A 13,170-nucleotide genomic window follows, 5' to 3' on the forward strand; every position below is an offset into this window, starting at 1 on the left:
CCAGGAATTAATGAGTGCAATATTAATTAAAGATGTAAAGGAAAAGTTTATTAAAACTTTCGAGACAGAGCCAATATTAATTTTTTCTCCTGGAAGAATAAATATTATTGGAGAACATGTAGATTACAATGGAGGTTTTGTTTTTCCTGCAGCTGTAGATAAAGGAATTGCAGCCGCTATTCAAAAAAGTGATCAGGGTTGTTGTACTGCAATTGCATTAGATTTAGAGAGTACTATTGAGTTTGAATTAGATAAACTTAAACCATCAAAAGAAGGTAGTTGGGAGAATTACGTTTTTGGGGTGGTTGCAGAAATTAAAAATAGAAATAAAGTAGTTGGCGATTTTAACATCATCTTTAAAGGTAATATTCCTGGAGGTGCAGGGATGTCTTCATCTGCAGCTTTAGAAAATAGTGTGGTTTTTGGGTTAAATGAATTGTTCGATTTAGGATTAACCAAAACAGAAATGATTTTAATTTCTCAAAAAGCAGAACACAATTATGTTGGTGTAAACTGTGGAATTATGGATCAATACGCAAGTATGTTTGGTATTAAAAACAATGCATTATTGTTAGATTGTAGAACTATTGAATCTAAACCTTATGAAATTGATTTTAAAGAGCATCAACTAATTTTAATCAACACCAATGTAAAGCACAGTTTGTCTGATAGTGCATATAATGATCGACGTTCTGCCTGCGAGAGTATTGCTACATTATTAGGCGTAGATACTTTACGAGAAGCATCAGAAGAAGATTTAGAGAAAATTATTGATAAAGTAACACCAGAAAACTATCAAAAAGCGTTGTTTGTAATTCAAGAAATTGCAAGAACTCAAAAAGCTGCTAAAGCTATCGAAGATAATGATTTAGAAAAATTAGGGGCTTTAATTTACGGTTCGCACAATGGGTTACAGCATCAATATAAAGTAAGTTGTAATGAGTTAGATTTTTTAGTAGATCAAGCCAAAAAAAACAAAAGTGTTTTAGGAGCTAGAATGATGGGGGGTGGCTTTGGTGGTTGTACCATTAATTTAATTGAAAAAAATGAAGCAAATGCTTTTGCGGAATCTGCAGCAAAGGCCTACAAAAATAAATTTGATAAAGAGTGTTCTGTATATTTTATCGAGTTGGCAGAAGGAACACATGTTGTACAGTAAATAATAAGCGATAAGAAAGCATCATGGAAAATACAAATTTGCAAGATTATTCTCATAAGAGATTTAATATTTTAACTGGAGAATGGGTTTTGGTTTCTCCACATAGAGCAAAACGCCCTTGGCAAGGTCAAAATGAAGAAATATCAAAAGAAAAAAGACCTGCTTATGACGAAAAGTGTTACCTCTGTGCAACAAATACAAGAATTAGTGGTGATGTAAATCCAGATTATAAAGACGTATTTGTTTTTACAAACGACTTTGCAGCCCTACAAAAAGATTCTCCTACATTTAACGTAAATGACGGATTATTTAAAGCACAAAGCGAAACTGGTATTTGTAAAGTTATTTGTTTTAGTCCAGATCATTCTAAAAGTTTAGCAGAGATGGATGTGGAAGATATTAAAAAAGTGGTGCATGCTTGGCAAAAAGAATATACAGAGCTAGGCGAAAATGAGATGATTAATTATGTGCAAATCTTTGAAAATAAAGGTGCTGTAATGGGCTGTAGTAACCCTCATCCTCATGGACAAATCTGGAGTCAATCTACATTACCAAACGAAGTAGAAAAGAAAGATAAACAACAAGCCAACTATTTTGCAGAAAAAAACAGTAGTCTTTTAGAAGACTATTTAGCACAAGAAATAAAAGCCCAAGAAAGAATCATTTTTGAAAATGATGACTTTGTAGTATTAACTCCTTTTTGGGCAGTTTGGCCTTTCGAAGTTATGATTGCGCCAAAAAAACAACAGAAAAACATTTTAGCTTTAACAGATGAAGGTGCCAAAAATTATGCAGAAGCCATTTCTGTAATCACAAAAGCGTATGATAAGTTGTTTAATACTTCTTTTCCATATTCTAGTGGAATTCATCAAGCGCCTACAAATGGTGAAGATAATAAGCATTGGCATTGGCATATGAGTTTTTATCCACCTTTATTAAGAAGTGCAACCGTTAAGAAATTTATGGTGGGTTATGAAATGTTTGGTACGCCACAAAGAGATATTACTGCAGAAATTGCTGCAAAAAGATTAAAGGATTTAATATAGATATTACATTTAATTTATTGATTTTTAATTTTTAATTAAAATAATTTAGTAAATGGATTATTTTTTAAATTTTTCGTAAAAATTAGTAAACTTTATTAATAATATTTGCACATAAAAATTTAATCTTTAGATTTGTCACTCAAAACAAAGAGCATTAAGATGTTAAATAACAATTTTACTCGTTTCTATTTTTACTTTTACTTTTTTAGTAAAAGAAGAGGCTTTGTATCATGTTGTTAAGAAACAAATAAAATATATAAAGTCTCGAATTTACTTCGAGGCTTTTTTTTTGATATTAAATGAATAAAATTATTGCCATACAAGGAGCAGAAGGCTCAAATCATCATAAAGTTGCTAGAGATTTTTATGGTAAAACCATCAAACTAAAAGAATGCATGTCTTTTGATATTTTGGTTGATAGTTTGCTGGATAAATCTGCAGATTTAGGAGTCATGGCTTTAGAAAATACCATTGCAGGTTCAATCATTCCCAATTATGCCTTAATTGATAAATACAACTTACATATTATTGATGAAGAATATTTAAACATTCACCATCATTTAATGGCATTAAAAGGGCAAAATATAAATGATATTAAAGAAGTTTGGTCGCATCCAATGGCATTATTACAGTGTAAAGAATTTTTTAAAAATCATCCGCATATCAAATTGGTAGAAGATGTAGATACTGCTGAAGTAGCCAAAAGAATTGCTAAAGAAAATTTGAGAAGTATTGCTGCAATCGCTCCAAAAATCGCTGCAGATATTTTTGGGTTACAAGTTTTAGAAGATGATATACAGACTATTAAAGATAACTCAACACGATTTGTAATTGTACAAACCACTGAACCAAAAAATGGTGTTTATCAAATTAATAAAGCCTCTTTAAAATTTCAATTAGATCATAAAAGAGGAAGTTTAGCCACAATTTTAAATGTTTTGAGCGATTGTAAAATGAATTTAACCAAAATACAATCGTTACCAGTTATAGAAACACCTTGGAAATATTCGTTTTTTGTAGACATTACTTTTGATGATTACAAAGACTACCAAAAAGCTGAATCAATTATAAAAATTATGGCACAAGAATTTAAAATTTTAGGAACCTATAAAAACGGAAGAAAATAGCGTAGCTATCCTGAACTTGTTTCAGGTTCTCATCAATATAATTATGATACAGCCAGCCAAAAGATTAGATACAGTTCAAGAATACTACTTCTCAAAAAAATTAAGAGAAGTTAGAGGTTTAGTTGCTGCAGGAAAACCAATTATCAATATGGGTATTGGTTCTCCAGATTTACAACCACCAGCAAAAGTTTTAGTAGCAATTTCTAAGAGTTTAGGTGATGCAAATGCACATAAATATCAATCGTATCAAGGGTTACCTGAGTTAAGAAATGCAATAGCTACTTTCTATAACAATAAGTTTTCAGTAGATGCTAATCCAGAAAATGAGATTTTACCTTTAATGGGTAGCAAAGAAGGAATTATGCATATTTCTATGGCTTTTTTAAATGAAGGCGATAAAGTATTAATTCCAAATCCAGGATATCCAACATACACCTCTGTAACCAAATTAGTGGGTGCTAAACCTTTATTTTATAATTTGGATGCAGCTACAAATTGGCAACCAAATTTTGATGAATTGGAGAATGAAGATTTATCTGATGTAAAAATCATGTGGGTAAATTATCCACATATGCCAACAGGTACAGACGCTACTTTAGCAACTTTCGAGAAGTTAATAGCTTTTGGAAAAAAGCACAACATTTTAATCATTAATGACAATCCATATAGTTTTATTTTAAATGATAATCCAATAAGTATTTTACAGGTTGAAGGTGCAAAAGACATTGCTTTAGAGTTAAATTCGTTGAGCAAAACTTTTAATATGGCAGGTTGGCGAGTTGGCATGTTATTAGGAAATGCAGCTTACATCAACGAAGTTTTAAAAGTAAAATCGAATATGGATTCTGGAATGTTTTACGGAATTCAAAAAGGTGCCATAGAAGCTTTGCAATTATCTGATGACTGGTTTTCAACACAAAATAAAGTGTACGAAAAACGCAGAAAACTCATTTGGCAATTGGCTGATAAGTTAGAAGCAAAATACGACACAAACTCAACAGGATTATTTGTTTGGGCAAAAATTCCTGAAGGAAAAAAATCTACAGCAGTAACAGATAAAGTATTGTATGAAAACGATATTTTTATCACACCAGGAACCATTTTTGGTTCTCAAGGAGAAGGGTATATTCGCTTTTCATTGTGTGTTACAGAAGAGGTTATTAAAGAAGCAATTGATAGGCTATAAGCAATAAGTTTAAGCCTATGGCATATTGCCTAATGCTTAAAGCATAAAGAAAAAAAATGAAAAATATCTATATGATTGGTATTGGTTTAATTGGAGGTAGTTTTGCTATCGACTTTAAAAAACACAATCCAGAAGTTGTTATTCACGGCATCAGTAGAAAAGAGGAAACCCTAAATAAAGCGTTAGAATTAAATTTAATTGATAAAAAAGCAACCTTAGACGATTTAGAAAAAGCAGATTTAGTAGTCATTTCAATTCCTGTAGATGCAACCGTAAAATTATTGCCTACAATTTTAGATAAAATTTCGGATAATACTTTAGTAGTTGATGCTGGTTCTACAAAAGAAGCCATTTGTAAAGTGGTTGAACATCATAAAAGAAGACGTAATTTTTTGGCCTGTCATCCAATTGCAGGAACAGAAAATTCTGGGCCAACAGCAGCGATTTCTGGCTTATATAAAGGGAAAACGAATATTATTTGTGAAGTTGAAAAAACAACTTTTAAATTACAAGAAAAAGCTTTAGACCTTTTTAGAGCCATTGGAATGCGTATTCGTTATATGGATCCTGTTTCGCACGACAAACATATTGCGTATGTTTCGCACCTTTCTCACATAAGTTCGTTTATGTTAGGAAAAACAGTGCTAGAAAAAGAAAAAAATGAACGCGATATTTTTGATATGGCAGGTTCAGGATTTGCATCTACAGTGCGTTTGGCAAAAAGTTCGCCAGCAATGTGGACACCAATTTTTAAACAAAATAAAGAAAACGTCATAGAAACGTTAGAAGAATACATTAATAATTTACAACAATTTAAAGAGTTGATGCAACAAGATAATTTCTCCGAAATTTTTAATGAAATGGAGAACACAAATTATATAAAACAAATATTAAACGGCATAAAATAAACGCCACAATCGTTGAGTATTAAGTTAAGAGTACGTTTGTCATTCTGAGCTTGTCGAAGAATCTCAACACAAATTAATTATCAAAAATGAAGAATACAGCAGCATTAAGAACATGGTTGGATGATATGAAGTTAGCACATCCACTAGTAATAGCAGGGCCTTGTAGTGCAGAAACCGAAGAACAGGTTTTAAAAATTGCACACGAATTAAAAGATTCTGATGTAAACTACTATAGAGCAGGAATTTGGAAACCAAGAACAAGACCAGGAAATTTTGAAGGTGTTGGCGCTTTAGGTTTAGGCTGGTTAAAAAAAGTAAAAGAACAAACAGGTATGAAAACCTGTACAGAAGTGGCTAATAAAGACCACGTAAAGTTAGCTTTAGAGTACGATGTTGATTTATTGTGGATTGGAGCACGTACTACTGTATCTCCTTTTATTATGCAAGAAATTGCAGATGCTTTAGAAGGTACTGATAAAATTGTTTTGGTAAAAAATCCAGTAAATCCAGATTTAGCCTTGTGGTTAGGAGGAATCGAAAGATTATACACAGCAGGAATCAAAAACTTAGGAGCTATTCATAGAGGTTTTTCTACCTATGATAAATCAAAATATAGAAACAATCCTAATTGGCAATTAGCCATTGAGTTTCAAGATAAATTTCCAGATTTACCATTAATCTGCGATCCATCACACATTACAGGAAACAGAGAAATGATTCAAGATGTTTCTCAGGTAGCTTTAGATCTAAACTTTGACGGTTTAATGATCGAAACACATTGGGATCCAGAAAACGCATGGTCTGATGCAGCACAACAAGTAACACCATCAAAATTGAAATCAATTATGGAGGAGTTAAAAATTAAAAAACCAACTGAAAGTGCAGCAGATTACAGAGAGTCTTTAGAAAATTTAAGAGCACAGATTAATGTGGTGGATGATCAATTAATTGACCTTTTAGGAAAACGTATGCAAGTTGCTGACAAAATAGGTGAATTAAAAAAAGCTAAAAATGTAGCTGTTTTACAATCTAGACGTTGGAATGAAATTCTTGGAAACATGGTTTTAGAAGGTAACAGCAAAGGTTTAAGTGAAGAATTTGTTTTAAAAATGTTTAAAGCTATTCATCAAGAATCTATAAATCATCAAGAAACAATTATTAACGGATAAAATTCTGTAAATATTTTTATGCTATTTGGGCGTTACTTTATCCTGAAAGCATTCAGGAATAAAGTCAGGCTTTCGTTACTCGCTTCCCGATAAAAATCGGGAGAGCTCAAACAGTCCACTCAATCCTTAACGCATATTGCTTACTAAAAAAACAAGTAATTAAAATTTACTTTTAGATTTTTACATAGTCCCTTCAGGTTGTTGAAACCTGAAGGGACTTCTATTCACGAGATACTAAAACGTATTCCAGAATAAAACAACTTGTGATTTTTTAGCATTTTTTCCAAAATCAATTTTAATTCTGCATCTTTGTAAGAATGACAGGAACTATTTATAAATCTACAGGAAGTTGGTATTTTGTAAAAGACCACAATGGTAATTTTCATCAATGTAGAATTAAGGGAAAATTTAGAATAAAGGGTATTAAAAGCACCAATCCAATTGCGGTTGGTGATAAAGTTGAGTTTGAATTAGAAAAGAAAGGAGATGAAGAAATTGGAGTAATCAAAAAAATTAAAGATCGTGAGAATTATATTGTCCGTAAATCTGTAAACTTATCCAAGCAAACACATATTATTGCTGCAAATGTAGACTTGGTTTTTTTGCTCATCACCATAAACAATCCACCCACTTTTACCGCTTTTATAGATCGTTTTTTAGTAACCACAAGAGCCTACAGAGTAGATACAGTACTGGTTTTTAATAAAATTGATGCTTACGAAATTGAGGAACGCGCAGAGATTTTATACCTAAAAGATATTTACGAAGCTATTGGGTACACCTGTCTAGAAGTATCTGCCACAGAAAATAAAAATGTAGATGGCATAAAAGAATTAATGACAGGAAAAACATCAATGTTTGTTGGGCATTCTGGTGTTGGTAAAACCACATTGGTTAATGCTATAGAACCCAGTTTAGACTTAAAAACCAAAGAAATTTCAGAGCAGCATAAACAAGGGCAACATACCACAACCTTTGCAGAAATGTTCGATTTAAGTTTTGATGCAAGAATTATAGACACTCCAGGAATCAAAGGTTTTGGTGTGGTTGATATGAATAAATACGAACTTGGTGATTATTTTCCTGAGTTTTTTGAATTAAAAGAACATTGTAAATTTAACGATTGTTTGCATTTAAAAGAACCAAAATGTGCTGTAAAAGAAGCGTTAGAAGATGAAGAAATTTCATGGTCTAGATACAGAAGTTATCTGCAAATTTTAGAAGGAGAAGAAGAAACCGAACACTACAGAACTGATATTTGGAATGAAGAAGATAATGATTAGCCTATGAAAATTGTAATTCAAAGAGTTTCAAAAGCAAGTGTTACCATTGAAGGTAAAAAAGTAGCAGCAATACAAAAAGGATTATTAATTCTTTTGGGTGTTGTTAATGAAGATACTCAAGAAGATATTGATTATTTAGTTCGAAAAACTACAAATCTTAGAATTTTTAATGATGAAAATGATGTGATGAATAAATCACTTCTTACCATTGATGGCGAAGTAATTGTGGTAAGTCAGTTTACGCTGTATGCATCAACCAAAAAAGGCAACAGGCCAAGTTACCTAAAAGCAGCAAAACCTGATGTTGCTATTCCAATTTATGAGAAATTCGTAGCTACTTTAGAAAAAGAAACTTCTAAAAAAGTACAAACAGGCAAGTTTGGTGCAGATATGAAAGTAGAATTCTTAAATGATGGACCAGTTACCATTATCATCGACTCAAAAAATAAAGAATAACAACAGCTTTGTTAAAGTTATATTAAAAAACATTGAAATATTTTCCTTGGAAAATAAATAAATCATATATTTGCCATGGAAAATAAATTCTAAACAAATCAAATTTAAAAAACATGAAAAAAATAGTTTTATCATTAGTGGTTATTGCATCAGTTTTAACTGCTTGTAAAGGTGAGAAAAAAGAAAAAGCTGTAGAAACCAAAGAAGAAGTAAAAGTAGAAACTAAGGTTGCAGATTTAAATAATGTAGATACAGCAATATCTGTATTAAACTGGAAAGGAACAAAACCAACTGGTGCTCATAATGGTACTGTAGCCTTAAAAAGCGGAGGTTTATTAGTAGAGAATGGTGAGTTACAAGGTGGTGAGTTTATTGTAGATTTAGCTACAATTACCAATGTAGATATGGCAGGAAGTGAAGGTGCAGGAAAATTAGAAGGTCACTTAAAAAGTGCTGATTTTTTTGATGTTGAAAAATACCCAACTTCAAAATTTGTAATTACTAACGTAGAAGATAAAGGTGATAATATTCATGTTACAGGTAACTTAACTTTAAAAGATGTTACTAAGAGTATTACAATTCCTGCTACAATTTCTACTGAGGGTGGAGTAACTACTTTTGAAAGTGAGAAATTTATGGTAAATAGAGCAGATTTTAACATAAAATACGGTTCTAAATCATTTTTTGACGACTTAAAAGATAAGTTTATTGATGATAACATGGAATTATCTTTCGTAGTTAAAACAAAAGCTTAATTTAACCTTTAAATTTTGTTACTATGAAGCTAATAAAAGCAACAAGACCTTGTGGATGTGGTCAAACATTAGATCCTAATGGAAATTGTGACGGATCACACGCAAACAGATAAAGAATGCCTTATTCTTAATTTTATAACCCAAAACTTTTAGTTTTGGGTTTTCTTTTTTACATTGTGCTGCTATTAAGAAGAAAATATTTCTATGAAAATAATCCCTAAAATTCTATTCCCTTTTCTTTTTTTATCGATAACTTTTTTTGCCCAACAAGTAGAGCTATCATCCTTAACAATTCCATTACCATTAAGAGAAAATGCGAATGCAGTTATTCGAAATAACGCTATAAATATTATTATAGATGACGTAAACAAAATGGTGGTTTCTAAAAGAAAAGTTATCACCATATTAAATAAATCTGGTGATAGATATTCAGGTATGTACGAGAGTTATGACAATGACACAAAAATTACAAATCTCTCTGCCATAATTTACGATGCTTTTGGCAACCAAATAAAAAAATATAGAGAAAGAGATTTTTTAGATGTAAGTGCAGTAGATGGTGGTACATTATATTCAGATTCGAGGGTAAAATATGTCGATTATACACCCATTTCATATCCATATACTTTAGTTTTTGAATCTGAATACAAAACATCAACCACAGGTTTTATACCTTGGTGGTTTCCTGTTAGTGGCTATTATGTTGCTGTAGAAAAAAGTAGTTATACCATAAATAATCCAACAGCCATACCTTGGCGTAATAAAGAAACCAATTTTGATGGTTTTGATATAGAAAAGTCTCATGTTGATACACACTTAAATTATGTCTTAAAAAATCAACCTGTTTTTGAATATGAAAATAGCACCTTGCCAGCAAGAGATATTTTACCTATGGTAAAAGTAGCTCTAAATAAATTTTCACTAAAAGGCGTTGATGGCGAAGCTACCAATTGGGAGGAGTTTGGTAAATGGTTACATAAATCGCTCATTGAAGGTAGAGATATTGTTGATGAAGCTACTAAGGTTAAGGTTTTAGAATTAGTAAAAGGCATAGATAATCCTATTGAAAAAGCAAAAATTATTTACCAATTTATGCAAAATAAAACGAGATACATTAGTGTGCAAGTTGGCATTGGAGGTTGGGAACCTATCCCTGCAAATGAAGTAGACAAAGTAGGTTATGGAGATTGTAAAGGTTTAACTAATTATACAAAAGCATTGCTAGATATTGTTGGGGTAAAATCTTATTACACCTTAGTTTATGCAAACGAAAAAAGAAATATCGACAAGAACTTTTCTTCTATGCAAGGCAATCACGCCATTTTAAATATACCAAATAATGGTAAAGATATTTGGTTAGAATGTACAAGCCAAACCATGCCTTTTGGTTTTTTAGGAGATTTTACAGATGATAGAGATGTTTTAGTGGTTACCCCAGAAGGAGGAATTATTAAGAGAACTCCTTCATACAAAAATGAAAAAAGTATTCAAAATATAAGAGCAGATATTGAATTAAAAACAAATGGTAATATAAAAGCAACTTTGCAAAGAATTTCTGAAGGAACACAATATGATGATAAATCATATTATGACAGATACACAGAAGAAGAATTGATTAAAAACTACAAAGCTAACGTTTGGGATTATAACAATAACCTTCACATAGATTCTTTTAAGTTAAATAATGATAAAGAAAAGGTTGTTTTTACAGAGGATTTATCGATTTCAATAAATAATTATGCCTCTATAAATGCGTCAGAATATTTGTTTAGAGTAAATGTATTTAACAGAGAGAGTTATCTTCCAAAAAGATACAGAACAAGAAATTTACCTTTAAAAATAAGTAGAGGTTATAAAGATGTAGATGTATATACCTTTAAAATTCCTGCATCTTATAAAATAGAATATTTACCAGAAGAACGAGAAATCAACTCAAAGTTTGGTTCTTATAAAATCAGTTTTCAAAAAGTCGATGCATCTACTTTCACCTATAAAAAAAGTATTTTAATGAAAGAAGGGATTTATCCTAAAGAAGATTATAAGAGTTACCGAAGTTTTAGGAGAAAAATCGTAAAGTCAGAAAATTTAAGAATAGCCCTAATAAAAAAATAGTTATGTTAAGAAAAATTACAGTATTCATTATTTTATGCATTCAAGTATCCATATCAGCCCAAAATTATAAGTTTGGTAAAGTTTCTAAAGAAGAAATAGCAGAAAAGTTTTATCCCTTAGATTCTACTGCTGATGCAGCATATTTGTACAAGCATCGAAGATCATATTTTGATTGGGATCAATCAGCAGGTTGGTTTCAATTAATTACAGAGATACATCAGCGCATAAAAATTTACAATAAAGAAGGTTTTGAATTTGCAAATCAAGAAGTGGTTTATTACAATCCAGATTCTGGTAAAAGGGAAAAAGTAACCAGTATTAAAGGTTATACCTACAATTTAGAAAAGGGAAAAATAACCGAAGAAAAATTAGCTAAAAGTAATATTTTTAAAGAAAAAATAAATAAATATAATAGTAAAGTTAAATTAACAATGCCGAATGTTAAAGAGGGTAGTGTTGTAGAATTTAGGTATAAAATATATTCTCCTTATGCTACCTCTATTGCAGATGTTGAGTTTCAAAAAGGAATTCCGATTAAAAAATTAAAAACTCAAATAGAGTTTCCTGAGTATTTTAAATTTAATAAAACCAATAAAGGTTTTTTTAGTATACCAATGAAAACCAGCTACAAAAATGGCAATGTTGGTAGTACAATGTATAACGTATCAGTTTTTAATTTTGAAGCAGAAAATATTGAAGCTTTAAAAAATAATGAGCCTTATGTAGCTAACGTAAACAATTATAGAGGGGGTTTAAAATTTGAATTAGCACAAGAAGATTTTGTTTCTATAGGTGGAAATATCACTAATTACGTAACAAGCTGGACCAATATTAGCAAAAAAATATTTGAATCTTCATCATTCGGATCAGAATTAAATAAAACGAGTTATTATAAAAACGAGTTAGAAAATATTTTAAAAACCGCCAAAACAGATACCGATAAAATTAATAGTATTTTTCAATTTGTGAAATCCAAAGTAAAATGGAATGGTTTTTACGGTAAATACACAGAAAAAGGAGTTCGTAAGGCATTTAAAGAAAACGAAGGTAATGTTGCAGATGTTAATTTAATTCTTACATCTATGCTACGTTCAGCAGGTTTAAATGCAGATCCAGTTTTGGTTAGCTCCCAAGGCAATGGAATACCTCTTTTTCCAACTCTAAAAGGCTTTGACTATGTAATTTCTATAGTAAGATTCCCAGATAATTCTTATGTGTTATTAGATGCCACTGAGTTATATAGTATGCCAAATATTTTACCATCAAGGGCTTTAAATTGGCAAGGAAGAATAGTAACTAAAGATGGTAATTCTTCTTGGGTTAAATTAGCATCTCCCAATCCAGCTACAGAAAATAATATAGTGATGGCTAAAATTTCTGATGATTTTTTAATAGAGGGGCAAATCAGAACAAAGTTTGATAATTTAAATGCATTAAACTATAGAAAAAATAATAACCATATTAAAGAAGAAGAATTGATATCGAGTTATGAGGAAAAAAATAACCTTGAATTAGAGGAATTTAAACTTTTAAATGAAAAAGATTTAAGTAAATCTTTAATTAGAAATATCAAATTTTTGAGTGAAGATTTAATTGAAGAAATTAACGGCAAACTTTATATCGAACCACTTTTGTTTTTAACGCAACATCAGAATCCTTTTAAACTAGAAGAAAGAAAATTTCCTGTTGATTTTATAACTACTTGGAAAGACGTAAATAGAGTTTCAATCGAGCTTCCAGAGGGTTACACTTTAGAGAAACTACCAGAGCCTATGGCTATTGCACTTCCAAATAATATTGGTGTGTTCAAATACCAAGTTACTACAAGAGGTAATAGAGTAAATACATTATGTATTTTAGAGTTTAATCAATCTTTGGTAGCTCCTCAATACTATGTAGCTTTAAAAGACTTTTATGAGAAATTGGTAAAAAAAGAATCAGAAAAAATTATACTAACAAAAATTTAAAT

At 30.7% G+C, this 13,170-nt stretch carries 11 protein-coding genes; all 11 read left to right on the forward strand.

All coding sequences use genetic code 11. The features are described 5' to 3' along the window. The first annotated feature begins 10 nt into the window (after window positions 1–10). The 11 genes from galK (at window position 11) to ACTG3V_RS03235 (ending at window position 13,168) form a co-directional block, all read left to right on the forward strand. Window positions 11–1,159 (forward strand): galactokinase, encoded by a 1,149-nt coding sequence (gene galK, locus ACTG3V_RS03185; protein WP_439130686.1) that lies wholly within the window; start codon window positions 11–13, stop codon window positions 1,157–1,159. A 23-nt stretch (window positions 1,160–1,182) separates the two neighbouring features. Further along, the gene (locus ACTG3V_RS03190) at window positions 1,183–2,205 is read left to right on the forward strand and encodes a UDP-glucose--hexose-1-phosphate uridylyltransferase (RefSeq protein WP_439130687.1); all 1,023 of its coding nucleotides are present in this window, start codon (window positions 1,183–1,185) and stop codon (window positions 2,203–2,205) included. 299 nt (window positions 2,206–2,504) lie between these two features. Then, window positions 2,505–3,332: a prephenate dehydratase gene (locus ACTG3V_RS03195; RefSeq protein WP_439130688.1), complete on the forward strand. Its 828-nt coding sequence runs from the start codon at window positions 2,505–2,507 to the stop codon at window positions 3,330–3,332. 43 nt (window positions 3,333–3,375) lie between these two features. Further along, window positions 3,376–4,518, forward strand: coding sequence for a pyridoxal phosphate-dependent aminotransferase (locus ACTG3V_RS03200; protein WP_439130689.1), 1,143 nt, complete (start codon window positions 3,376–3,378; stop codon window positions 4,516–4,518). Window positions 4,519–4,574: 56 nt separating this feature from the next. Beyond that, complete coding sequence (locus ACTG3V_RS03205; RefSeq protein ID WP_439130690.1) at window positions 4,575–5,426, forward strand: prephenate dehydrogenase; 852 nt, start codon at window positions 4,575–4,577, stop codon at window positions 5,424–5,426. An 86-nt stretch (window positions 5,427–5,512) separates the two neighbouring features. Beyond that, window positions 5,513–6,595, forward strand: a complete 1,083-nt coding sequence (locus ACTG3V_RS03210) for a chorismate mutase (RefSeq protein ID WP_439130691.1) — start codon at window positions 5,513–5,515, stop codon at window positions 6,593–6,595. Window positions 6,596–6,912: 317 nt separating this feature from the next. Then, entirely contained in the window at window positions 6,913–7,878 is a 966-nt protein-coding gene (gene rsgA / locus ACTG3V_RS03215; protein ID WP_439130692.1) for a ribosome small subunit-dependent GTPase A, read from the forward strand. A gap of 3 nt (window positions 7,879–7,881) precedes the next feature. Next, on the forward strand, window positions 7,882–8,334 hold the full coding sequence (gene dtd, locus ACTG3V_RS03220; protein WP_439130693.1) for a D-aminoacyl-tRNA deacylase: 453 nt from the start codon (window positions 7,882–7,884) through the stop codon (window positions 8,332–8,334). Window positions 8,335–8,447: 113 nt separating this feature from the next. Next, a complete protein-coding gene (locus tag ACTG3V_RS03225; protein WP_439130694.1) occupies window positions 8,448–9,089 on the forward strand; it encodes a YceI family protein in 642 nt (213 codons plus the stop codon). 204 nt (window positions 9,090–9,293) lie between these two features. Next, window positions 9,294–11,201, forward strand: coding sequence for a DUF3857 domain-containing protein (locus tag ACTG3V_RS03230; RefSeq protein WP_439130695.1), 1,908 nt, complete (start codon window positions 9,294–9,296; stop codon window positions 11,199–11,201). Between the two features lie 2 nt (window positions 11,202–11,203). Then, the gene (locus tag ACTG3V_RS03235) at window positions 11,204–13,168 is read left to right on the forward strand and encodes a DUF3857 domain-containing protein (protein ID WP_439130696.1); all 1,965 of its coding nucleotides are present in this window, start codon (window positions 11,204–11,206) and stop codon (window positions 13,166–13,168) included. The last annotated feature ends 2 nt before the right edge of the window (window positions 13,169–13,170 follow it).

Source organism: Polaribacter sp. (assembly GCF_965660385.1).
Taxonomy (GTDB): domain Bacteria; phylum Bacteroidota; class Bacteroidia; order Flavobacteriales; family Flavobacteriaceae; genus Polaribacter.